The organism is Blastococcus sp. OS1-29 (assembly GCF_057628075.1).
On record NZ_JBXXJK010000001.1, the window covers coordinates 20,491 to 43,382 of the forward strand.

18 protein-coding genes are annotated in these 22,892 nt (G+C 72.0%); 12 read left to right on the plus strand and 6 right to left on the minus strand.

From position 1 onward, the window contains the following. Positions 1–58: 58 nt before the first annotated feature. Positions 59–1,420, plus strand: coding sequence for a tetratricopeptide repeat protein (locus AC2H4J_RS00125; RefSeq protein ID WP_487462789.1), 1,362 nt, complete (start codon positions 59–61; stop codon positions 1,418–1,420). Beyond that, positions 1,417–2,985: a hypothetical protein gene (locus tag AC2H4J_RS00130; RefSeq protein ID WP_487462790.1), complete on the plus strand. Its 1,569-nt coding sequence runs from the start codon at positions 1,417–1,419 to the stop codon at positions 2,983–2,985. Before AC2H4J_RS00125 ends, AC2H4J_RS00130 begins: the two co-directional genes overlap by 4 nt. A 39-nt stretch (positions 2,986–3,024) precedes the next feature. On the opposite strand, the gene AC2H4J_RS00135 is transcribed toward AC2H4J_RS00130, so the two are convergent. The 4 genes from AC2H4J_RS00135 to AC2H4J_RS00150 all read right to left on the minus strand — a co-directional run bounded on the left by AC2H4J_RS00135 (position 3,025) and on the right by AC2H4J_RS00150 (position 7,481). Continuing rightward, on the minus strand, positions 3,025–4,641 hold the full coding sequence (locus tag AC2H4J_RS00135; protein ID WP_487462791.1) for a long-chain fatty acid--CoA ligase: 1,617 nt from the start codon (positions 4,639–4,641) through the stop codon (positions 3,025–3,027). Between the two features lie 52 nt (positions 4,642–4,693). Next, positions 4,694–5,530 carry a hypothetical protein gene (locus AC2H4J_RS00140; RefSeq protein WP_487462792.1) on the minus strand — a complete coding sequence of 279 codons (837 nt, stop codon included), beginning with the start codon at positions 5,528–5,530 and terminating at the stop codon, positions 4,694–4,696. 78 nt (positions 5,531–5,608) lie between these two features. Beyond that, positions 5,609–6,049 (minus strand): VOC family protein, encoded by a 441-nt coding sequence (locus AC2H4J_RS00145; protein WP_487462793.1) that lies wholly within the window; start codon positions 6,047–6,049, stop codon positions 5,609–5,611. Between the two features lie 238 nt (positions 6,050–6,287). Continuing rightward, positions 6,288–7,481 carry a cytochrome P450 gene (locus tag AC2H4J_RS00150; protein ID WP_487462794.1) on the minus strand — a complete coding sequence of 398 codons (1,194 nt, stop codon included), beginning with the start codon at positions 7,479–7,481 and terminating at the stop codon, positions 6,288–6,290. A 148-nt stretch (positions 7,482–7,629) separates the two neighbouring features. Between AC2H4J_RS00150 and AC2H4J_RS00155 the strand changes: the two genes are divergently transcribed. From AC2H4J_RS00155 to araA, 8 genes are all read left to right on the plus strand, one after another. Continuing rightward, positions 7,630–8,559: a DUF5926 family protein gene (locus tag AC2H4J_RS00155; RefSeq protein WP_487462795.1), complete on the plus strand. Its 930-nt coding sequence runs from the start codon at positions 7,630–7,632 to the stop codon at positions 8,557–8,559. 177 nt (positions 8,560–8,736) lie between these two features. Beyond that, entirely contained in the window at positions 8,737–9,894 is a 1,158-nt protein-coding gene (gene chvE / locus AC2H4J_RS00160) for a multiple monosaccharide ABC transporter substrate-binding protein (RefSeq protein WP_487462796.1), read from the plus strand. A gap of 164 nt (positions 9,895–10,058) precedes the next feature. Beyond that, on the plus strand, positions 10,059–11,582 hold the full coding sequence (mmsA, locus tag AC2H4J_RS00165; RefSeq protein ID WP_487463685.1) for a multiple monosaccharide ABC transporter ATP-binding protein: 1,524 nt from the start codon (positions 10,059–10,061) through the stop codon (positions 11,580–11,582). Further along, the gene (gene mmsB, locus AC2H4J_RS00170; RefSeq protein WP_487462797.1) at positions 11,579–12,829 is read left to right on the plus strand and encodes a multiple monosaccharide ABC transporter permease; all 1,251 of its coding nucleotides are present in this window, start codon (positions 11,579–11,581) and stop codon (positions 12,827–12,829) included. The genes mmsA and mmsB overlap by 4 nt, the downstream gene beginning before the upstream one ends. Positions 12,830–12,882: 53 nt before the next feature. After that, positions 12,883–13,884, plus strand: a complete 1,002-nt coding sequence (locus AC2H4J_RS00175; RefSeq protein WP_487462798.1) for a LacI family DNA-binding transcriptional regulator — start codon at positions 12,883–12,885, stop codon at positions 13,882–13,884. A gap of 89 nt (positions 13,885–13,973) precedes the next feature. Continuing rightward, complete coding sequence (locus tag AC2H4J_RS00180) at positions 13,974–15,611, plus strand: xylulokinase (protein WP_487462799.1); 1,638 nt, start codon at positions 13,974–13,976, stop codon at positions 15,609–15,611. Further along, positions 15,608–16,285, plus strand: a complete 678-nt coding sequence (locus AC2H4J_RS00185; RefSeq protein ID WP_487462800.1) for an L-ribulose-5-phosphate 4-epimerase — start codon at positions 15,608–15,610, stop codon at positions 16,283–16,285. Before AC2H4J_RS00180 ends, AC2H4J_RS00185 begins: the two co-directional genes overlap by 4 nt. A 14-nt stretch (positions 16,286–16,299) precedes the next feature. Continuing rightward, positions 16,300–17,808, plus strand: coding sequence for an L-arabinose isomerase (gene araA, locus AC2H4J_RS00190; RefSeq protein WP_487462801.1), 1,509 nt, complete (start codon positions 16,300–16,302; stop codon positions 17,806–17,808). Between the two features lie 58 nt (positions 17,809–17,866). Here the strand turns inward: araA and AC2H4J_RS00195 are convergent, their stop codons facing one another. Next, on the minus strand, positions 17,867–18,871 hold the full coding sequence (locus AC2H4J_RS00195; protein WP_487462802.1) for an excalibur calcium-binding domain-containing protein: 1,005 nt from the start codon (positions 18,869–18,871) through the stop codon (positions 17,867–17,869). A 139-nt stretch (positions 18,872–19,010) separates the two neighbouring features. Then, positions 19,011–20,249, minus strand: a complete 1,239-nt coding sequence (locus AC2H4J_RS00200) for an arginine deiminase (protein WP_487462803.1) — start codon at positions 20,247–20,249, stop codon at positions 19,011–19,013. Between the two features lie 135 nt (positions 20,250–20,384). Here AC2H4J_RS00200 and AC2H4J_RS00205 point away from each other — a divergent pair, with 135 nt between their 5' ends. Continuing rightward, positions 20,385–21,152 carry an SDR family oxidoreductase gene (locus tag AC2H4J_RS00205; RefSeq protein WP_487462804.1) on the plus strand — a complete coding sequence of 256 codons (768 nt, stop codon included), beginning with the start codon at positions 20,385–20,387 and terminating at the stop codon, positions 21,150–21,152. Between the two features lie 239 nt (positions 21,153–21,391). Continuing rightward, positions 21,392–22,831 carry an FAD-binding oxidoreductase gene (locus AC2H4J_RS00210; RefSeq protein ID WP_487462805.1) on the plus strand — a complete coding sequence of 480 codons (1,440 nt, stop codon included), beginning with the start codon at positions 21,392–21,394 and terminating at the stop codon, positions 22,829–22,831. The last annotated feature ends 61 nt before the right edge of the window (positions 22,832–22,892 follow it).

Consider the following 22,892-nt stretch of genomic DNA (forward strand, 5'->3'; position numbering starts at 1 on the left):
GCGGGGTGCGGCGGCGTGCCGCCGCACCCCGGTAGTGGTGGCAGGAGAAGGAGGGCGCGTGGGCCAGACGCCCCCGGCGGATCTCTCCGCCGGACGACCGGCGGCGCGGGGTGGCGTTCGGCGCCGGACCGCGGTCTCCTCTCTGGCGGTCGGAGTTCTCCTGCTCGCCGCCTCCGCCGCCGGCTTCTACACGGTGGGATTCGACCGGCGCGCCGTCAGCGCGCAGGAGGACGTCGCCCACGCCAAGGTCGCGCCGCTCGACCAGGCGATCCGCACGGCGCAGGAGCGGCTGAAGCAGGTGCCGGGTGACTACGCGATCTGGGCGCAGCTCGGGTCCGCCTATGTCGAACAGGCACGCGTCACCGCGGACCCGAGCTACTACCAGAAGGCCGACGGGGCGCTGCAGCAGTCGCTGACCCTGCACCCGGACGGCAACGACGCGGCGCTGGCCGGGCAGGGCGCGCTGGCCAACGCCCGGCACGACTTCGCCGGAGGAGCCGACGCCGCCACCCGGTCGCTGGCCGTGAACCCGTACAGCGCAACGGCGTGGGGCGTGCTCACCGATGCCCGGACGCAACTCGGCGACTACGCCGGGGCGACCGAGGCGTTGCACCGGATGCTCGAGCTGAAGCCGGGCATCGCGTCCTTCACGCGCGCCTCCTACGACGCCGAACTGCACGGGGACGTCGCGACCGCCCGTTCCGCTCTCCTGCAGGCGCTGGCCCTCGCCGACGGAGCCGAGGCCTACTGCCGCACCTACCTCGGCGCGCTCGCGTTCTCCGTCGGCGACCTGGACGAGGCCGAAGCGCAGTACGCCGCCGGCCTGAAGAGCGCGCCCGACGATCCGACACTGGGGCTCGGCCAGGCGCGGGTCCTCGCCGCGCGGGGGGACGTCGACGCGGCGGTCGAGCGCTACCAGGCCGTCGTCGACGCGCGGCCACTCGTCGAGAACTTCGTGGAGTACGGGGAGTACCTGGAGTCGCTCGGCCGGGCGGCCGCCGCCGAACGGCAGTACGCGCTCGTGCAGACGGTGCGGCAGCTCTTCGTCGCCAACGGCGTGAACGATGACCTGTCGACCGCCCTGTTCGCGGCCGACCACGCCGACCCGGCGACCGCCGTGGCTGCCGCCCAGGCGGAGTTCGGGCGGCGACAGAACGTCGACGCGCAGGACGCCCTGGCCTGGGCGCTGCACAGCGCCGGCCGGGATGCGGAGGCGCTCCCCCTGGCCCGGCAGGCGACGTCGCTCGGTGGCCGCAACGCGTTGTTCCTCTACCACCGCGGCGCCATCGAGGCCGCGCTGGGGATGACGGAGCAGGCCCGGCAGACGTTGACCGACGCGCTGGACACCAACCCCTGGTTCTCGCCCCTCCTCGCACCCCGCGCCTCCGCGCTGCTCACCTCCCTCGGCGGCCCGCCGTGAACGGCCGGCGAGTGGCCACCGCCGCCCTCGGTGCGGCGGCGCTCTGGGCGGGCGCGCCCGGCACGGCGCAGGCCCACCCTCTCGGCAACTTCACGATCAACCACTATGACCACGTCCAGTTGCTGCCCGATCGCGTCGAGGTGACGTCGGTCCTCGACCGGGCCGAGATCCCCACCGCGCAACGGCTGCAGTCGGTCGCCCTCGACGGGTCCCCGACGGCTGACCAGCTCGCAGCAGCAGCCGCGAAGGATTGCGCGGACGTGGCCGCCGCGGTCCGGGTCACCGTCGACGGCCGGGCGCTGACGTGGACCGTGCAGGACACCGCGATGGAGACGGTGCCGGGCGCGGGCGGTCTGCCGACGCTCCGGCTGACGTGCCGGCTCGAGGCCGCCGCCCGTCTCGACGCGCCGGCGCAGGTCACGGCCAGCGACTCGCTGCTCGCCGACCGGGTCGGCTGGCGGGAGATGACGGCGGACGGCGACGGCGTCCGGCTGGTCGGCTCACCGGTGCCGACTGCGAGCGTGTCGGACGAACTCCGCCGATACCCGGTGGACCTCCTGGCCTCCCCCGTCGACGTCCGGTCCTTCACTGTGGCGACCGAGCCCGGCCCCAACATCGAATCCGGGGCGTCGGTCAGGCCCGGCTCGGGCGACCCGTTCACCACTGTCGTCGCCGGACTGGACCGACGGCTGGCCGATGTGATCGGAGATCGGGAACTGACGCCGCTGGTGGGCGCGTTCGCCGTACTGCTCGCGGTTCTGCTCGGCTGTGGACACGCCTTGCTCCCCGGGCACGGGAAGACCGTGATGGCGGCCTACCTCGCCGCTCGTCGCGGTCGGCGGAGGGACGCGGTCGTCGTCGGCGTGACGGTGACGGCCACCCACACGCTGGGTGTCCTGCTGCTCGGGCTGGCCCTCTCGCTGTCGAGCACGCTCGCGGGGGACCAGGTGCTCCGGTGGTCGGGGGTCGTCAGCGGGCTCCTCGTCGCGGGCATCGGCGCCTTCATGGTGCGCGCCGCGCTCTCCGCAACTCGGACGACCGGAAGGCCGGCCCCCGGACTGCCCCAGCCCGTGTTGACTGGAGCCGGCGTGGCCGTCGGCGGGGGCGACGCCGTGCACGCTGCGTCGGGTGTCCCTCACGAGCACATGCACCATGACCACGACCGCCACGTGCATTCGCCCGACCACACCCATGACCGCTGGTCGGGGGTCGGCCGCAGCCATGGTCCCGGTGCCGGCCGGGGCGGACTGATCGGCATGGGCGTGGCGGGCGGCCTCGTGCCGAGCCCGTCGGCACTGATCGTGCTGCTCGCGTCGGTCGGGCTGGGGCGCACGGCCTACGGGGTCGGCCTGGTCTTCGCCTACGGGTTGGGCATGGCGGCAACCCTCACCGCTGCGGGATTCCTGCTGGTCAGGCTTCAGGGTCGGCTGGAACGTCGGGCGTCGGGCAGGCGCGGTCGCCCCTGGCTCGCCCGCCTCGTGGACTGCGCCCCCGTGCTGACGGCGACCCTCGTGCTGCTCGTCGGCGTGGCGCTCGTCGTCCGAGGCCTCGTCCTGACCGCGTGACCGCGACCCGGCGCAGGTGCGAAACCTCGATGTCGGTTGTCAGCTCGGGAGCTCGTACTCGGCGAACTTCGAGCGCAGGTCCTTCTTCGAGAACTTGCCGACGCTCGTCTTGGGCACCTCGTCGATGAACTCGACGGCGTCGGGCAGCCACCACTTGGCGACCAGCGGCTTGAGGTGGTCGAGGATCTCCTGCTCGGTCGCGCTCTCGCCCTCCTTGAGGACGACGCAGGCCAGCGGGCGCTCGTCCCACTTCGGGTGCGGGATGCCGACGACCGCGGCCTCCTTCACCTTCGGGTGGCTCATGATCGCGTTCTCCAGGTCGACCGAGCTGATCCACTCGCCGCCGGACTTGATCAGGTCCTTGGTGCGGTCGGCGATCCGGATGGAGCCGAACTCGTCCATCGCCGCGACGTCGCCGGTCTTCATCCAGCCGTCCTCGGTCGTGAGCTGCACGCCCGCGTCGGGGTTGTAGTAGTCCTGCGCGCACCACGGGCCGCGCACCTGGAGCTCACCGGTGGCCGTGTCGTCCCACGGCTGCGGCTCGAGGGTGTCGGCGTCGACGATGCGGGCCTCGACGCCGAGGAACGGCAGACCGGCGCGGGCCCGCTGGGTGGCCTTCGTCTCGTCGTCGGCGTCCTGGTAGCGCTTGGGCAGGACGCCGGACGACGCGACCGGGTGGGTCTCGGTCATGCCCCAGGCCTGCAGGATCGGCAGCCCCACCTGTTCGCGGTAGGCCTCCGACAGTGCCTTGGGGACGGCCGAGCCGCCGCAGCCGATGTCGCGCAGCTTGTGCTCCCGTCCCTTGAGGTGGGGCAGCACGGCCTGCCAGATGGTCGGGACGCCGGCGGTGAACGTGACGCCCTCGTCCACGATGATGTCGGCCAGCGACTTCCCGTCCATCATCGAGCCGGGCATGACCAGCGAGGCGCCCGCCGCCGGGGCGGCCTGCGCGATGCCCCAGGCGTTGGCGTGGAACATCGGGACCACCGGCATCGCGACGTCCTGGATGCCCAGCCCGAACGCGTTCGGCGCCATCACGCCCATCGTGTGCAGGAACGTCGAGCGGTGCGAGTAGACGACGCCCTTCGGGTTGCCGGTGGTGCCGCTCGTGTAGCACATCGAGGCGGCGGAGTACTCGTCGCTGACGTGGAAGTCCTGCGGCTCCGCGGCGGCCAGCAGGGCCTCGTAGTCGGCCACCCGCGGGTCGTCGGGGATCTCGTTGTCGCCACCGTCGTCCATGACCACCACGTGCTTGACGGTCTTCATCGTGTCGATCAGCGGCCACAGCAGGGGCAGGACCGTCCGGTCGACGAAGATGACCTCGTCCTCGGCGTGGTTGGCGATGTAGGTCAGCTGCTCGGGGAACAGCCGGATGTTCAGCGTGTGCAGCACCCGCCCGGTCGACGGCGCCGCGAAGTACAGCTCCAGGTGGCGGGCGGTGTTCCACGCGAACGTGCCGACCCGGCCGTCGCCGCTGATGCCCAGGGTGTCGAGGACGCCGGCCAGCTTCCGGGTCCGCACCGCCCACTCGGCATAGGTCATCCGGGTGGGGCCGGTCGGGGTGTTGGTGACGATCGTGCCGTCGCCGTAGTGCTGCTCGACGTGCCGGAAGATCGCATCGACGGTGAGGGGGTAGTCCTGCATCAGCCCGCGCATGACCGGAGTTTGCCAGTGACCGGGCTCACCTTCCACAGCTGCCTGGTCACGCTCAGCTGAAGGCGGCGACCGCGCCCTGGATCAGCACCGGGAAGATCTGCGAGGCCGGAACCGCCGCCCGGTCCTTCACGTTCACGACCAGCGTCCAGACGCCGCCGGGCAGTCGGGTGTCCGGCAGCGCGAGCGTGTACTCGGTGGAGGCGCCGGCGTAGCACCGCACCATGACGGCGTCGTGTGCCGCCTCCGGCACCTCCCGCCACGGACACGGACCGGCCGTGGTCGCCGACTTCCCGGCAAGTCCCGACGGGGTCGTCCCGTCGGCGACGAATCCCACGCTGATCACGTAGTCGTAGTCCGGGGAGTCGTAGACCAGGGGCACCGGAGCCCAGGTGCAGCCGTACGGGCCGCCCGGCAGCGTGCCGCTCCAGTAGCTCACCTTCGTGCCGAGGACCCGCCCGAGACGGTCGGACAGCCGCGGGCAGGTGGACATCTCCTCTTCCGTGCTCGTGCCCGGGAACGGCTTGCCCTCGGGCAGCCACTGGTCCCAGCTCGCCGGTGACGTGAGTCCGAGCGGGGCCGACACCGTGGCGGCGATCGCGTCGAGGTCGGTTCGCGCGGCCGGGTCGGCGCCCAGCGTCGGCGTCGTCGGGGGTGCCGGCTGCTTCAGGCCGATCGCGGACGGCGTCGAGGACGCTGCTGCCGACGACATGGACGCCGCGGTGGGAGCCGGGGCGGCCGAGCGGTCCGGGGCATCCGTTCCGGTGGTGAGCGCGAGCGTGGCGGCGATCGCGACCGCCAGCGCCGCGGCGCCCATCCCGAGGCCGAGGCCGAGCCGCCGCCGTCGTCCGTCGAGGGGCTCGTCGAGCCGTCCGTCGTCCTCGTGGCTCATGCCGCCTCCGCCCAGCCGATCGTCGGCCGAGTCCTCGGCAGACGGAGACGGATTGTTGACCGCCCGGTCCCGTAACGGTCAGCCCAGTTCCTCGGCGAGCGCCACGATGATCCCGGCGGGGCCGCGCACGTAGCAGAGCCGGTAGACGTCCTGGTAGTTCTCGACCTGCCCGATGAGCTCCCCTCCGTGGGCGCGGAGGTCGGTGAGGGTGGCGTCGACGTCGTCGACCGCGAACATCACGCTCCGCAGGCCCAGCGTGTTGCCGAGCGCGTTCCGTGGCTCCGGCTCGACCACTGCCGGGGAGTGGAACCGGGTCAGTTCGAGGCGGCCGTGACCGTCGGGCGTCCGCATCATCGCGATGTCGATCCGCACGCCGTCCAGGGCGTTGACCCGGTCGACCCACGCCCCCTCGACCGGCGCCTCGCCCTCCAGCTCCATGCCCAGGGCGACGAAGAACTCCTTGGCCGCGTCGAGGTCGTCGACCACGACACTCACGTGGTCCATGCGCCTGATCGTCACGGGCTCCTCCTTCGTTCGCGGGCCTGTCGCGGCCACTCCTGCCGTGGAGCGGAGCCAGGACGACATTCTCGACATCGCCGGGATGCGGCGGCGAGGGTCAGCCGTTCGTCTGGAGTTCGGTGCCGACGGCGGCGCCGATCCGGTCGTCCCGCTCGCTCATGCACGCCTCTTCCCGGCCCGCCGTGTCCGAGTCCTCGGCAGCGCGCAGCGGCTTGCTGACCAGGTGGTCCAGTAACCCTCAGCGCAGGACGACGGGCAGTTCGGCGAGGCCCCGGATCACGAACTCCGGACGACGCCGCGGCTCCCCGCCGAGCTCGACCGACGCCGTCCGCTCGAGCAGGGCGCTGAACGACGCCTGCAGTTCCACCCGGGCCAGGGGCGCCCCGATGCAGAAGTGGATGCCCGCACCGAAGGTGATGTGCGGGTTGTCGCTGCGGCCGACGTCGAGGGTGTCGGCGTCGGCGAAGACCGCCGGGTCGCGGTTGGCCGACCCGAGCAGCGCGGCGATCTTCTGCCCACGGGGCACCGTGACGCCGCCGATCTCCACGTCCTCGGTCGCGGTGCGCTCGAACAGCTGGAGGGGCGAGTCGAAGCGCATGAGCTCCTCGATCGCCGTCGGCAGCAGGGACGGGTCGTCGCGCAGCCGTTGCAGCTGGTCCGGGTTCCGGAGCAGGGCCAGCAGACCGTTGCCGCTGACGTTCACCGTCGCCTCGTGGCCGGCGTTGAGCAGCAGGACGCAGGTCGTGACAAGCTCGTCCTCGGTGAGCTTGTCGCCGTCGGCGTCACGCACGCCGACCAGGTGGCTGAGCAGGTCGTCGCCCGGGTGCTGGCGGCGCTCGACGGCCAGCTCGCGCAGGTAGGCGACGAACTCCTCGGCAGCGCGCTCGGCAGCGGATTCGACGTCCGTCGTCCGCCCGTACTCGTACATCTTCACGATCGCGTTGGACCACGGCCGGAGCAGCGGCCGGTCGGCCTCGGGCACCCCGAGCAGTTCGGCGATGACGGCGACCGGCAGCTGATCGGCCATCCCCTGGAGGAAGTCGACCGGCTGGCTGCCGCCGGAGCGCTCCACCAGCCCGTCGACCAGCGTGGTCGCCAGCTCCTGCACCCACGGGCGCAGCCGCTCCACGTGACCGCGGGCGAAGGCGGCGCTGATCAGCCGGCGCAGCCGGGTGTGGTCCGGCGGCTCCATCTCCAGGATCGCGTTGCGGTGGATCAGGTTGAAGCTCTCGAACCGCTCGGCCGGCTCCTTGTCCCGCCAGATCCGGCCGAGCCGGCGGTCGCGGAGGACGGCGTTGGCCTCGGCGTGGGTGAACGCGAGCCACAGCCCCAGGCCCTCGTGCCACTGCACCGGCGCCTGCGCACGGGCCCGCGAGAACGACGGGTACGGGTCGGCTACGACGGCGGGGTCGGCGAGGTCCAGCGGGGTCACCGGAGCAGCCTAGGGGCGGTCCCGGATGCGGCTGCCGCCGAGTGCGACGTAGTGGTGGCCATCCGAAGCTGATGGCCCCCACTTCGTCGCACTCGACAGTTCGCGGGAGCATCCGGGCCGGCCTGATCGCCGTCCGTAGGCTCAGGGCATGGCCTCCCGCAAGCGCTCCTCTGCCCCCGCCGCCGCACCCGAGGGCATCAACCCGAAGGCGCCGTGCCCCTGCGGCTCGGGGCGCCGGTACAAGCACTGCCACGGCTCGGGCTACGCGCCGCCGGTCGCCCGGCCCTTCGAGGGCCTGCCGGGCGAGACCGACTGGGTCGCCATGCGCGAGCTCGTGCCCGCGGCCACGGCCACGCTGCGGACGACGGACGGCCGCGACGTCACCCTCGCCAGCGTGCTGCCCGGCGGCACCCCCGCACTGGTCCGCGCCAACGGCGAGATCGTGCTCGGCGTGCAGATGCAGACCTCGTCGGACGACGTCAGCCGCGACATCGGGACGGCGCTGGCGGCAGCCCTCGAGTCACCGGCGGGCACGCCCGTCGACCCGGGCCCGATCGGCGCCGCAGGCTCGGCGGGGCCGCGGCTGCAGGACCTGCTCGACCTCAGCGCGCCGTTCGAGGTCGTCGTCCACGACGACTTCGGCTTCTGGCTGGAGGGCACCGACCCGGGTGCGGCCGCGCTCGCGGGGCTCGAGCACGCGAACGAGGCGATCCTCCCCACGGTGCGGTTGGAGGGTCTCGAGGCCGCCTACTGGGTGCGGCCGGGCAACGAGCGCGCCCACCTGCGCTGGGTGCGGCCGGAGCCCGAGGAGAAGCTGCTCGACGCGCTGGCCCGCCTCTCGGCGTCCGAGCAGATCCTCCTCGGCGAGGGCACCCGGTACGCCGGCGCCTTCCGGGCCCTCGGCCTCGTCGTCCCGGTGTGGGACCTGCCGGCCGACACCCCGGCGGAGGACTGGATCGAGCCCGCCCGCTCCTTCCAGGACCGACTGGCGCAGGCACTCACCGTGACCGACCCGCTGACCTCCGACGAGCGGCGAGCCCGTGCCGGGCTGCTGTCCCGGCAGATCACCCTGCGCTGACCAGCCCGCGCGCTCGCGCGGATGTCGCCGCGGTTACGCGATCGTGACAACGAGCGGGCGACCAGGGGTTGACGGCGACGGTTGTTAACGCTCACATTGACTCCGCTCGCAGTTGCGCGAGCCTGCGCCGGGTCGACCGGGTCGAGTGGCGGCAGACATCTCGAAGAGGAGATCAACGTGAGCAGGAAGCTCGGCTTGACCGCCGCGAGCGCCGTTCTGGCGCTGTCGCTGGCGGCCTGTGGCGGCGGCGGCGCCGGAGGCAACTCGTCGTCCGGCGCATCGGAGGCGAAGCCCAGTGACACGACGATCGGCGTATCCATGCCGACCAAGGAGTCCGAGCGCTGGATCGCTGACGGCAACAACGTCAAGAAGCAGCTCGAGGACAAGGGCTACAAGGTCGACCTCCAGTACGCGAACAACGACATCCCGACCCAGCAGCAGCAGCTGGACCAGATGATCACCAAGGGCGACAAGCTCCTGGTCATCGCCGCCATCGACGGCACCGCGCTCTCCAGCCAGCTCCAGTCCGCAGCCGACGCGGGCACCAAGGTCATCTCCTACGACCGGCTGATCCGCGACTCGAAGAACGTCGACTTCTACGTCAGCTTCGACAACTACAAGGTCGGCGTCGCGCAGGCGACGGCCTTGCTCGCCGGCCTCGGCGTCACCGACAAGGACGGCAAGGCGACCGGCACCAAGGGCCCGTTCAACATCGAGGTCTTCGCCGGCTCGCTCGACGACAACAACGCCCACTTCTTCTTCAACGGGGCCATGGACACCCTGAAGAAGTACATCGACGACGGCACGCTGGTCGTCAAGTCGGGCCAGACCAAGATCGAGCAGGTCGCCATCCTGCGCTGGGACCAGGAGACGGCCCAGAAGCGCATGGAGGACCTGCTGACCTCCACCTACAACGGTGGTGACAAGGTCCAGGGCGTCCTGTCGCCCTACGACGGTCTCTCGCGCGGCATCATCACGGCCCTGCAGAACGCCGGCTACGGCCCGACCACCACGTCGCAGCCGACCCCGATGCCGATCGTGACCGGCCAGGACGCCGAGATCGCCTCGGTGAAGTTCATCGCCGACGGTGTCCAGAGCTCCACGATCTTCAAGGACACCCGTCTGCTGGCCGAGCAGGCCGTCAAGGCGTCGGTCGCGTTCCTCAAGGGCGACACCCCGAAGGCGAACGACACCAAGACCTACGACAACGGTCAGAAGGTCGTCCCCTCGTACCTGCTGCCCGTCGTGACGGTCTACAAGGACAACATCCAGAAGGAGCTCGTCGACTCCGGGTACTACACCGCCGACGAGGTCGCCAAGGGCCAGGCCAGCTGACCCTCGCTCGACCCGGCCGGGCCCGGTGGCGACGAACGTCGCCGGGCCCGGCCGCACCACCCGCCTCCGACCTGACCGAACGGTCGTCGAGGCCGCACACTCTCAGCACCCATCGCGGCATCAGCGAGCAGACGAGGACGACGTAGTCCATGGCCGAGAACCTCCTGGAGATGCGCTCCATCACCAAGACCTTCCCCGGCGTGAAGGCGCTGGCGGATGTGTCCCTCGCCGTCCGCCGCGGCGAGATCCACGCGATCTGCGGGGAGAACGGGGCGGGCAAGTCGACGCTGATGAAGGTGCTCTCCGGCGTCTATCCCACCGGTAGCTACGACGGCGAGATCGTGTTCGACGGCCGGCCGGTCCAGTTCTCCGGCATCCGCGACAGCGAGCACGTCGGCATCGTGATCATCCACCAGGAACTCGCGCTCGTGCCGTATCTCTCCATCGCCGAGAACCTGTTCCTGGGCAACGAGCGCCGCGGCCGCAGCAGGCTCATCGACTGGAACAAGGCCAACGCCGACGCGGCCAAGCTGCTCGCCGACGTGGGTCTCGACGAGAACCCCGTGACGCCGGTGGGTCAGCTCGGCGTCGGCAAGCAGCAGCTGGTCGAGATCGCCAAGGCGCTGTCCAAGGACGTCAAGCTGCTCATCCTGGACGAGCCGACGGCTGCGCTGAACGACAACGACTCCGCACACCTGCTCAACCTGCTGCGCCAGCTCAGGGACCGCGGGATCACCTCGATCATGATCTCGCACAAGCTCAACGAGATCACCGCGATCTCCGACAGCGTGACCGTCATCCGCGACGGCCGGACGGTCGAGACGCTCAGCCTGCACGCCGGCGAGGTGACGCAGGAGCGGATCATCCGCGGGATGGTCGGCCGCGACCTCGAGAGCTTCTACCCTCCCCGGGAGTCCCACCCCGGTGCGGAGGTCCTCCGGGTGGAGGACTGGACCGTGTGGCACCCCACCCAGGACCGCAAGGTGGTCGACGGCGCGAGCTTCAACGTCCGCGCCGGCGAGGTGGTCGGCATCGCCGGCCTGATGGGCGCCGGGCGCACCGAGCTGGCGATGAGCATCTTCGGCCGCTCGTACGGCCGGAACATCACCGGCCGGATCTTCGTGCACGGCAACGAGGTCAAGGCCCGCAGCGTCGCCGAGGCCATCGACCGGGGCATCGCCTACGCCACGGAGGACCGCAAGAAGTACGGCCTCAACCTCATCGAGGACATCCGGCGCAACATCTCCTCCGCCGCGCTGGGCAAGCTCTCCCGCAGCGGCTTCGTCAACGGCAACGAGGAGATCAAGGTCGCCGAGGACAGTCGCAGGAGCATGAACATCAAGGCGCCGAGCGTCATGTCCGTCGTCGGGAAGCTGTCGGGGGGCAACCAGCAGAAGGTCGTCCTGTCGAAGTGGCTTTTCACCGACCCGGACGTGCTCATCCTCGACGAGCCGACCCGGGGGATCGACGTCGGAGCGAAGTACGAGATCTACACGATCGTGAACCGCCTGGTGGCTGCGGGGAAGGCCGTCGTCATCATCTCGTCGGAGCTGCCCGAGCTGCTGGGCACCTGCGACCGCATCTACACGCTGTCCGCGGGTCGGATCACCGGTGAGCTGCCGGTCGAGAAGGCCACCCAGGAGAACCTGATGGCGCTCATGACCAAGGAGAAGGAGCTGGCCGCATGACCACCGCGCCCCCGAAGCTGGACCAGGGTCCGCCGGCCGACGAGGCCGCGACGACCGTCGCTCTCCACACCGGGACGAGCGACCTGCGGTCCTTGGTGAGCCGCAACCTGCGGCAGAGCGGCATCTACGTCGCGTTCGTCGTGATCGTCGCGCTCGTCGCGATCCTCACCGACGGGCTCTCGCTGAACCCGACGAACGTCACCAACATCGTCTTGCAGTACTCCTACATCCTGATCCTCGCGATCGGCATGGTCATCGTGATCATCGCCGGGCACATCGACCTGTCGGTCGGCTCGGTGGTCGCGCTGACCGGCGCCGTCTCCGCGACCCTGGTGATCAAGAACGGCGCGCCGTGGTGGGCCGGCATCCTCGCGGCGCTCGCCGTGGGCCTGCTGATCGGCGCCTGGCAGGGCTTCTGGGTGGCCTACGTCGGCATTCCGGCGTTCATCGTCACGCTCGCCGGCATGCTGCTGTTCCGCGGGCTCGCGCAGGAGGTGCTGCACAGCGTCTCGCTGTCGCCGTTCCCGCCCCAGTACGGCAAGGTCGCGACCGGCTTCCTCAACGGCCTCATCGGCGGGAACGGCTACGACGCGTTCACGCTGCTGATCTTCGCCCTCGCGGTCGCCGGGTACGCGGTCAGCCAGTACCGCACGCGCGTCGCCCGGGTCCGCTACCAGCAGCCGGTCGAGTCCTTCCCGCTGTTCGTCCTGCGGGTCGTCGTCGTCGCCGCCGTCGTCATGTGGTTCGCCTGGCAGCTGGCGCACGCCCGCGGCCTGCCCATCGTCCTGATCATCCTGGCCGTGCTGATCCTGGCCTACGGGGTCCTCACCAAGCGGACCGTGTTCGGTCGCCAGGTCTACGCGATCGGCGGCAACCTGGCCGCGGCGACGCTGTCCGGCGTCAAGGTGCGGGCCGTCAACTTCTGGATCTTCGTCAACATGGGCTTCCTGGCCGCGGTCGCGGGGGTCATCTTCTCGTCGCGCTCCAACGGAGCCCAGCCCGGCGCCGGCAACATGTTCGAGCTCGACGCCATCGCGGCCTGCTTCATCGGGGGCGCGGCCGTCACCGGTGGCGTCGGCACGGTCGTCGGTGCGGTGGTCGGTGGTCTGCTGGTCGCGGTGATGAGCAACGGCATGCAGCTCCTGGGCGTCGACCAGTCCATCCAGTCGGTGGTCAAGGGCCTCGTCCTGCTGCTGGCCGTCGCCTTCGACGTCTACAACAAGCGCCGCGCCGGCGCGTCCCGCTGACGCTGCGGCCGGCCCGCGCCATGGAACCGGAGGCGGCGCCACGACCACTGGTCATGGCCGACGTCGCGGCGCGGGCGGGGGTCTCCCACCAGACGGTGTCCCGGGTGATCAACGGGCATCCGAGCGTGGCGCCGCGGACGCGGGCGCGGGTGCAGCAGGTGATCGCCGATCTCGGCTACCGGCCGAACCTGGCGGCCCGGGCGCTCGTCACCGGGTCGACCCGCACGATCGGCCTGGTGACGGTCAAGATCAACCAGTACGGGCCCGCGCAGACGATGATCGGGCTCGAGCAGGCCGCCCGCGCGGCCGGCTACTCGGTGAGCGTCTCGATCCTGGACGACGCCACCGCCGACGCGATGCGGGAGGCCGTGGACCGGTTCGTCGCCCAGTCGGTCGACGCGATCGTCGCGCTGGCCACCTACGACGATGCCGCCGAGGCCATGCACTCCATCGACCCGCCGGTGCCGCTGGTCGCGGTGCAGGTGGGCGGGGCCGAGGACCACCCGGCCGTCGGCGTGGACCAGGAGAGCGGCGCCCGGCTGGCCACCCGCCACCTGCTCGATCTCGGCCACCGCACGGTGCACCACGTCGCCGGACCGGCCGACTCGCAGGAGGCTCGCGGCCGCATGGAGGGCTGGCGGTCGGAGCTGGTGGCCGCCGGTGCGCCGGTTCCGGAGATCGTGCGCGGGGACTGGACGCCGTCGTCCGGGCATGCCGCCGGCCGCACCCTGGCCGGACGCATCCGGGCGGGGGAGGACATCACCGCGGTGTTCCTCGCCAACGACCAGATGGCGCTGGGACTGCTGGCTGCCCTGCACGAGGAAGGGCTCGAGATCCCCGACGACCTCAGCGTCGTGGGGTTCGACGACCTCCCGGAGGCGCCCTACTTCACGCCGCCGCTGACCACGATCCGCCAGGACTTCGCCGAGCTGGGCCGTCGGGGCGTCCAGTTGGTGCTGGCCCGCCTGGCGGGGGAGTCGCCGCACGCCGACCCGGTGCCGGCGCCGCTGGTGGTGCGAGCGAGCACGGGCCCCGCCCGGCCGGTGCGGAACTGAGCCTTGACCCGGCCGATGTTAACGCTAACATCGGCGAGAAACCGAGGGTCGTGACAGAGCCGTCACCCCCGCCTGGACGAGGAGGATCCATGTCGGAGACCACCCTGGGCGAGGCGATCGCGGGTGGTCGCACGGCGCTGGGGATCGAACTCGGGTCGACCAGGATCAAGGCGGTGCTGATCGGTCCGGACTCCGCGCCACTGGCCGTCGGCACCTCCGACTGGGAGAACCAGTTCGTGGACCGCGTCTGGACCTACTCGCTGGAGGCCGTCTGGGCCGGGGTGCAGCAGGCCTACGCAGCCCTGGCCGACGACGTGCGGCGGCAGCACGGGGTCGAGCTGGACTCGATCGGCGCCCTCGGCGTCTCGGCGATGATGCACGGCTACCTGCCCTTCGACGCGGACGGCGAACTGCTCACGCCTTTCCGCACCTGGCGCAACACGCACACCGGGCGGGCCACCGAGCGGCTCAGCGCGGAGTTCGGGGTCAACATCCCGCACCGGTGGAGCGTCGCGCACCTCTACCAGGCGATCCTCGACGGCGAGGACCATGTCGGGCGGATCGACTTCCTCACCACGCTGGCCGGCTACGTGCACTGGCGGCTCACCGGCGAGAAGGTGCTGGGCATCGGCGACGCCAGCGGCATGTTCCCGATCGACTGCTCGACCGTCGACAGGGCCACCCGCGGCTACGACACCGCGATGCTGGCCCGGTTCGACCAGTTGGCGGCCGAGGCGGGAGTCGACCTGGCCCTCGCCGACCTGCTGCCCGCCATCGCGCTCGCCGGCCGTCGGGCCGGAACGCTAACCGCCGCGGGTGCCGCGCTGCTCGACCCGACCGGGCGGCTGCGGCCCGGCGCCCCGCTCTGCCCCCCGGAGGGCGACGCCGGCACGGGGATGGTCGCGACCAACTCGGTCGCGCCGCGCACCGGCAACGTCTCGGCCGGCACCTCGATCTTCGCGATGGTCGTGCTCGAGCAGGAGCTCGCCGGCGCGCACCGCGAACTGGACCTGGTCACGACGCCGGCCGGCGACCCGGTCGCCATGGTGCACTGCAACAACGGCGCCAGTGAGCTGGACGCCTGGGCCGCGATGTTCGCCGAGTTCGCCCGTGCGCTGGGCGTCGACGTCGAACCCTCGAAGGTCTTCGAGACGCTGTTCACCGCCGCGCTGGGCGGCGCGAGCGACGGTGGGGGCCTGCTCGCCTACAACTACCTCTCCGGCGAGCCGATCACCGGCCTCGAGGAGGGCCGCCCGCTCTTCGTGCGGTCCCCGGACAGCCGGCTGAGCTTGAGCACCTTCATGCGGACGCAGCTGTTCGCCTCCCTGGCCACCCTGCGGATCGGTACGGACGTGCTGCAGAAGGCCGAGGGCGTGCGGCTGGACCGGATGTTCGCCCACGGCGGCATGTTCAAGACCGCGGGCGTGGCCCAGCGCTTCCTGGCCGCCGCGATCGACACCCCGGTCTCGGTCGGCGAGGTCGCGGCGGAGGGGGGCGCCTGGGGCATCGCCGTCCTGGCCGCCTTCGCCGTCGACGGCTCGGGCCGCAGCCTGGCGGACTACCTGGACACCGCCGTCTTCCGTGCCACCGAGCTGGAGACCGTGGAGCCCGACCCGGACGACGTCGCCGGCTTCGACGCCTTCATGCAGCGGTACGTCGCCGGGCTCGCCGTCGAGCGGGCCGCGGCCGAGCACGTGAGCCCCGTCCAGCGAGGAGAGAGCGCATGACCGCCACCCTGACCGAGCGGGGCACGCACCGGGCGCAGCGCGAGCACGTCGCCGCTCTGCACGGCGAGCTCACCCGCTACCGGCTGGTCACCTGGACCGCCGGCAACGTGTCGGAGCGGGTGCCCGGCGAGGATCTGTTCGTCATCAAGGGCAGCGGCGTTTCCTACGACGAGCTGACCTGGGAGGGCATCACCGTCTGCACGCTCGACGGGACGGTCGTCGACGGGGTGAAGGCGCCGTCGTCGGACACCGCCGCGCACGCCTACGTCTACCGGAACCTGCCCGAGGTCAACGGCCAGGTGCACACGCACAGCCCCTACGCCGCGGCCTGGGCCGCGCGCGCGGAGGAGATCCCGTGCGTGCTGACGGCGATGGCCGACGAGTTCGGGGGTCCGATCCCGGTGGGGCCGTTCGCGCTGATCGGCGACGACTCGATCGGGCAGGGCATCGTCGCGACGTTGTCCGGTCACCGGTCTCCCGCCGTCCTCATGCAGAACCACGGCGTGTTCACGATCGGCCCGTCCGCGACGGCCGCCGTCAAGGCGGCCGTCATGACCGAGGACGTCGCCCGCACCGTGCACCTGTCGCGGCAGCTCGGGGAGCCCGTCCCCATCGCGCAGGCGGACATCGACTCGCTGTACGCGCGCTACCAGAACGTCTACGGCCAGAGATGAGTGAGGACACTTCCGTGACAGAGCCCTTCGCCGGATCCGAGGTCTGGTTCCTGACCGGCAGTCAGAACCTGTACGGCGAGGAGACCCTCCAGCAGGTCGCGTCGCAGTCGCAGCGGGTCGCCGCCGCCCTGGACGACGCCGGCGAGGTGCCGGTGCGCGTGGTCTGGAAGCCGGTGCTCAAGGACGCCGCCGCGATCCGCCGGGCGATGGGCGAGGCGAACGAGGACGCCGCCTGCATCGGCGTCATCACCTGGATGCACACCTTCTCGCCGGCGAAGATGTGGATCGCCGGCCTCGACGCGCTGCGCAAGCCGCTGCTGCACCTGCACACCCAGGCCGACGCCGACCTGCCCTGGTCCACGATCGACATGGACTTCATGAACCTCAACCAGGCCGCCCACGGCGACCGGGAGTACGGGTTCCTGCTCACCCGCCTGCGGGTGCCCCGGACGACGGTCTCCGGCCACGTGTCCAACCCCGCGGTGCGCGCCCGCGTCGGGTCCTGGGCCCGCGCGGCGGCCGGCGCCGCGGCCGCGCGCGGTCTGAAGCTCGCCCGGTTCGGCGACAACATGCGGAATGTCGCGGTGACCGAGGGCGACAAGGTCGAGGCCGAGATCCGCTTCGGGATGTCGGTGAACACGTGGGGGGTCAACGACCTGGTCGCCGTGGTGGACGCCGTCGAGGACAAGGCCCTCGACGCGCTGGTCGCGGAGTACGCCGACCTCTACGAGATGTCCGCCGACGTCCTGCCCGGCGGCGCCGAGCACGACGCGGTGCGGTACCAGGCGCGGATCGAGATCGCGCTGCGATCCTTCCTCGTCGACGGCGGCTTCGGCGCGTTCACCACGAACTTCGAGGACCTCGGCGGGCTGCGCCAGCTCCCCGGCCTCGCCGTCCAGCGGCTCATGGCCGACGGCTACGGGTTCGGCGGCGAGGGCGACTGGAAGACCTCCGCCCTGCTGCGCGTGCTCAAGGTCGCCGGCGCCGGACTGCCCGGCGGCACCTCGTTCATGGAGGACTACACCTACGACCTGGTGCCCGGGGACGAGCGGATCCTCGGCGCCCACATGCTCGAGGTGTGTCCCACGATCTCGGGCGAGCAGCCCTCGCTCGAGGTGCACCCGCTGGGCATCGGCGGCCGCGAGGACCCGGCCCGGCTGGTGTTCACCGCGGCCCCGGCGCCCGGCGTCGTCATCGGCTGGTCCGACCTCGGCGACCGCTTCCGCTGGGTCGCCAACGAGATCGACGTCGTCGAGCCCTCCGAGGCGCTGCCCAACCTGCCCGTGGCCCGTGCGGTCTGGCAGCCGCGGCCCGACTTCGCGACGGCGACCGAGGGCTGGCTCACCGCCGGCGGTCCGCACCACACGGTGCTCACCACCCAGCTCGGCGCCGACGAGCTCACCGACCTGGCCGAGGTGTTCTCGACCGAGCTGGTGCTGATCGACGCCGACACCACGCGGCGGTCGCTGGCGAAGGAGCTGCGCTGGAGCGCCGCTTACCACCGCCTGGCCCAGCGCCTCTAGGCCCCGTTCAGGGTTCCCGCCCTGAGCTTGCGAAGGGTGGGGGGAACGGGGTCCTTCCTCAGGCGCGGCGGCGGCCCAGGATCAGCAGGCCGGCGCCGAGCACCAGCAGGGTCCAGGTCACCTTCAGCTGCGGTGCGATGTCCGTGCCGGTGTATGCCAGCCGCCCGGTGGGCTGCTGCACGGCGGCCACGGGCTGGGCGTCGACCTCGCAGCCGATGCCGTCGTGGTCGCTGTCCAGCTCGGGCCGGTAGCCCGGGTCGGTGGAGTGGACCGGCGCCTTGCCCTGGGCCCGGGCGTCGTCGCAGTTCGCGTAGTAGGGCGCTTGTGGTTGCTGCGCCGCCGGCTGGGTCGGTGGCAGGTAGGTGCCCTTGCCCGGAGTCGTCGGGACCGGCTTCGCCGGGCATTCGTCGATCCCGATGGTCGTGAGTCCGTCGAAGAGCGGTTGCAGACCGGCCCTGGCCTGGGCGGGGAGCTGGGACGTGTCCATGCAGGGGATCTGGGAGCAGTTGCCGACGCCGAGCAGCTTCGCGAAGTCGTCGCAGTTCGTCGGCGGCTGCGGGCAGCCCTGCAGGTGGAACAGCTCGGCGAGGGCTGCGCAGCTCGGGGGACCGGCCGGGCAGGTGATGTGGAGCAGGTCGGCGAGGTCCTGGCAGGTGAGGCTGCTCGGGCATCCGCCGGTCTGGCCGAGCAGTTGCGCGAGGCCGTCACAGGTCAGGGGCACGGTGGGCGGATTCTCCCCCGCGCAGACCGGGGCCTGGGGGAACGTGGTGCAGAGGTCGGGCGGATCCGTGACCGCGTCGAGCCCGACGACGGGCCCCGCGGGGGCGGGGAGCTGGACGGAGGGGATGACCAGGCCGCCGGTGTCGCCCCCCGGCTGGTCCTGCTGACCCGTCGTCCCAGCGGGGTTCTCCTGCCCGGCCGCCGTCCCGCTGTCCGGCTGGGTGCACGCGGCCGGCAGGGGGTCCGTCGTGCAGTCCGGAGTGCCCCAGGCGATCCCGGGGAGGAAGAACAACGCGGCGAGTACCGCGAGCAGGGTCAGCGGCACCCGCAGAAGCTTGGACATGGATCCCCCGTTGCTCACAGCCGTCGTCCGATCGGCGTGTGAGCTGTACCATAAGTCACAGGAAACAGGGGAACCGGTCCGTCACGGAACCGCGTGCCGCGACAGACGGTAGGGACTGTCTGTACCGAAAGTTCCCAGGTCAGGGGAGGGGGTCGCGGGCGATCGGGCAGGACATGCACCGCGGGCCGCCGCGCCCGCTGCCCAGCTCCGACCCGGCGATGCGGATGACCTCGATGCCGGCGGCCTCGAGCGCCTCGTTGGTGACGGTGTTCCGCTCGTAGGCCACCGCCAGCCGCGGCGCCAGGGCGAGGGTGTTGTTGCCGTCGTCCCACTGCTCGCGTTCGGCCGTCACCGGGTCCAGCCCGGTGTCGATGACGCGCAGCCGGTCGATGCCCATGGCGGCGGCCGCCGCGACGACGAACGGCTGCGGTCCCGTGACACTGAGCTCGACGGGGTCGTCGTCGTCCTCCACCCCCTGCGGCGAGGTCACCGTCCAGGCCGTCAGCGAGTCGGCGACGGCCGGGTACATGACCATCGCGTCGACGTCGACCATGGTCGCGATCGTGTCCAGGTGCATGGTCGCCCGCTGCTGCGCGATGGGGACGACGAGCACCGTGTGGGCCAGCTCGCGGGCGAACACCCGCCGGGCCAGCCGCTCCGCGCCGCCGGGCGTCGTCCGTTCGCCGACCCCGACCGCCACCACCCCTTCGGCGAGCAGCAGGACGTCGCCGCCCTCGAGGTGCTCCAGCCGCGAGCTGTAGAGCTGCTCGACGCCGGCGAACCGCGGGTGGTGGGTGTAGACGGCGGCGGTGATCGTGCTCTCGCGGTGCCGGGCGGGCATCGCGAGCGAGGTCACGGCGACCTCGTCGCCGACCCAGACGGAGGAGTCGCGCGTGAACAGCAGGTTGGGCAGCGGCGGGACGACGAAGTCGCCGCGCCGCATCACCTCGTAGGCCAGGCCCTTGCCGCCCCGCAGCTCGTCGTGGGCGAGGCCGGCGATGAGCGTGGCGGCGAGGTCCTCGGGCGAGAGCCACGCGAGGTGCGACGTCGCCGCCCGTTGCAGGCTGGCGCCCAGGCGCGGGTCGTCGACCGCCGCGCCGATCAGCTCCGCGCGCGCGGACGGGAAGGAGAGGATCTCGGTGAGCAGCCGGTCGACGTAGAGCACCTCGACGTCGCGGGCGGCCAGCGCCTCGGCGAACGCGTCGTGCTCCTCCTGTGCCCGCGCCACCCAGGGGACGCCGTCGAAGAGCAACTGGTCGTTGTTGCGCGGCGTCAGGCGGCGCAGTTCGGGTCCGGGGCGATGCAGCAGGACCGTGCGCAGGCGGCCGACCTCGCTGGTGGCGCCCATGATCGGGGCGTCGGACTCGGACGGGATCATGCCCAGAGGCTGGCACAGTCGGTGCCGGCGGTGGCTGTCAGGTGGTCCCGGCCGTGCCGATGTCTGCCCGGCCGCGCCGCTAGGGTGCCGACGGCGGCGCGCGACGAGGCGGGCCGACGTCGCGGAGGTGTGCTCGTGGACCTGTTCGACCTCTCCGGCAAGGTGGCCGTGGTCACCGGTGGCACCCGCGGCATCGGGCTCATGGTGGCCCGCGGCCTGCTGCAGGCCGGCGTCCGCGTCTACGTCAGCTCGCGCAAGCCCGAGGCGGGCGTGGCGGCCGTCGCCGAGCTGTCGACCTTCGGCAAGGTCGTCTCCATCCCCGCCGACCTCTCCACCGAGGCCGAGTGCGTCCGGCTGGCCGCCGAGGTCGGTGCGCGCGAGGACGCGCTGCACATCCTGGTCAACAACGCCGGCGCCACCTGGGGCGAGCCGCTGGAGACCTTCCCCGAGTCCGCCTGGGACAAGGTGCTCGACCTCAACCTCAAGTCGCCGTTCTTCCTGACCCGGGCGTTCCTGCCGCTGCTGGAGGAGGCCGGTACCCACGACGACCCCGCGCGGGTCATCAACATCGGCAGCATCGACGGGCTGCACGTGCCGCCGATGAACACCTACTCGTACTCGTCGAGCAAGGCGGGGCTGCACCACCTGACGCGCGTGCTGGCCCGCGAGCTCGGCCCGCGGCACGTCACCGTGAACGCGGTGGCCCCCGGCCCGTTCGAGTCGAAGATGATGGCCGCCACCCTCGACGCGTTCGGCAAGGAGATCGCCGCGCGCTCGCCGCTGGGCCGGATCGGGCGCCCCGACGACATGGCCGGCGTCGCCGTCTTCCTGTCCAGCCGGGCCGGCTCCTACGTGACCGGGTCGGTCATCGCCGTGGACGGCGGTATCGCGACCACGCGGTAGCCCGCCCTCACGACCTGTCCGCCGGCCTCACGTTGTAGCGCGGGGTCGGCGGACATCCGGCGAGGTCGGCGGGCCGCGCCGCGCGCAAACGGGTGCCGCTCGGTCGGCCGAGCTGTCAGAGTCCGGCGTCGTCCGCCGGTCCTGACGCAGCTGTGTATCCGCGACGGGGCGCAGGCGACTCCTCAGCCTGACCGACCCACTCCGCGGCAGCGTTGCCGCGGCCGCTCAGAGGACCGTGCATGAGTCTCGCCGACGACGCCGACTTCAGCTCCATCGCCCTGGAGGACGACGTCCTCGACTCCCTGGCCCCCGGCTTCCCGGCGGCCGACGTCGACGACCTGCGCAGCCGCGTCCGCGGTCCGGTGTTCGCCGCCGGGGACGACGGGCTCGCCGCCGAGGTGGCCGCGTGGAACCTCGCGGTGCAGCACACCCCGGCGGTCGCGGTCGGCGCCACCTGCGCGGCCGACGTCGTGGCGGCCGTGTCCTGGGCGGTCGCCCACGACCTGCGGGTCGCCGTCCAGTCGACCGGCCACGGTCCGGTCCGCAACGCGTGCGGCTCGCTGATGGTCACCACCCGGCGGATGCAGGGCGTGCACATCGACCCCGAGCGCCGGGTCGCGCGGGTGCAGGCGGGCGTGCGGTGGGCCGCGGTGATGGCGGCCGCCGCCGAGCACGGGCTGGCGGGGCTCTGTGGGTCGTCGTCCGACGTCGGTGTCGTCGGCTACACCCTCGGCGGTGGCATGGGCCCCCTCGGCCGGCTGCACGGCTTCGCCGCCGACCACGTGACCGCCGTCGAGCTCGTCACCGCCGACGGCCGCCTGCGCCGGGTGACCGCGGACGAGGAGCCCGAGCTGTTCTGGGCCGTGCGCGGGGGCAAGGGCAACTTCGGCATCGTGACGGCGGTCGAGTTCGAGCTGGTGCCGGTGCCCTCGCTGTTCGGCGGTGGCATCTTCTTCTCCGGGGACGACGCCGCGACCCTCCTGCACCGGTTCCGCGAGTGGGCGCCGACGCTGCCGGAGGAGGTCGGCACCTCGATCGCGATCATGCGCCTGCCCGACCTCGAGGAACTGCCGCCGCCGCTGCGTGGGCAGACCGCCGTCCACCTGCGGTTCGCCTACGCCGGAACCGACCACGCGCTCGCCGAGCGGCTGCTGTCGCCGATGGAGGTCGCCGGCACGATCCTGCTCGGCTACGTCGGCCCGATGCGCACCGACGAGATGGACGCGATCCACATGGATCCGAAGGACCCGTTGCCCGGCTGGGAGAAGGGCATCGTGCTGCGCGAGCTGACCGCCGGGGCCGTCGACGCGCTGCTGGCCACGGCCGGGCCGCAGGTCCACATCCCGCTGATCATGGCCGAGCTCCGCCTGATGGGCGGTGCCCTCGGCCGCCCGGCCGCAGTGCCGGACGCGGTTCCCGGGCGCAGCGGGGCGTTCTCGCTGTTCGTCCTCGGGCCCGCGGTGCCCGAGCTGGCCCAGGTGGTGCCGGCCGTGGGTCGGGGCGTGCTCCAGGCGATGGCGCCCTGGCGGGCCGAGGAGTCGATGATCAACTTCCTGGGCGACGTCAGCGGTCCCGGGGAGGTGCTGGCGGCCTATCCGGAGGAGTACCGCGAACGGCTGGTGGCGGTGAAGCGCGCCGTCGACCCCACCGGCGTCTTCACCTTCGGCCACGCCATCTGAGGGGCTCCCTGTTGATCAGGGAACCTGATCATTTGGGGTCCTCCCTCACGGTCGACGGTGG

Coding starts and splice junctions, on each gene's coding strand:
- AC2H4J_RS00135 (WP_487462791.1), bottom strand. CDS start 4,641: ATGCGCGGGCTGATGCAGGACTACCCCCTCACCGTCGATGCGATCTTC.
- AC2H4J_RS00140 (WP_487462792.1), bottom strand. CDS start 5,530: ATGAGCCACGAGGACGACGGACGGCTCGACGAGCCCCTCGACGGACGA.
- AC2H4J_RS00155 (WP_487462795.1), top strand. CDS start 7,630: ATGGCCTCCCGCAAGCGCTCCTCTGCCCCCGCCGCCGCACCCGAGGGC.
- mmsB (WP_487462797.1), top strand. CDS start 11,579: ATGACCACCGCGCCCCCGAAGCTGGACCAGGGTCCGCCGGCCGACGAG.
- AC2H4J_RS00175 (WP_487462798.1), top strand. CDS start 12,883: ATGGCCGACGTCGCGGCGCGGGCGGGGGTCTCCCACCAGACGGTGTCC.
- AC2H4J_RS00180 (WP_487462799.1), top strand. CDS start 13,974: ATGTCGGAGACCACCCTGGGCGAGGCGATCGCGGGTGGTCGCACGGCG.
- AC2H4J_RS00185 (WP_487462800.1), top strand. CDS start 15,608: ATGACCGCCACCCTGACCGAGCGGGGCACGCACCGGGCGCAGCGCGAG.
- AC2H4J_RS00195 (WP_487462802.1), bottom strand. CDS start 18,871: ATGTCCAAGCTTCTGCGGGTGCCGCTGACCCTGCTCGCGGTACTCGCC.
- AC2H4J_RS00200 (WP_487462803.1), bottom strand. CDS start 20,249: ATGATCCCGTCCGAGTCCGACGCCCCGATCATGGGCGCCACCAGCGAG.
- AC2H4J_RS00210 (WP_487462805.1), top strand. CDS start 21,392: ATGAGTCTCGCCGACGACGCCGACTTCAGCTCCATCGCCCTGGAGGAC.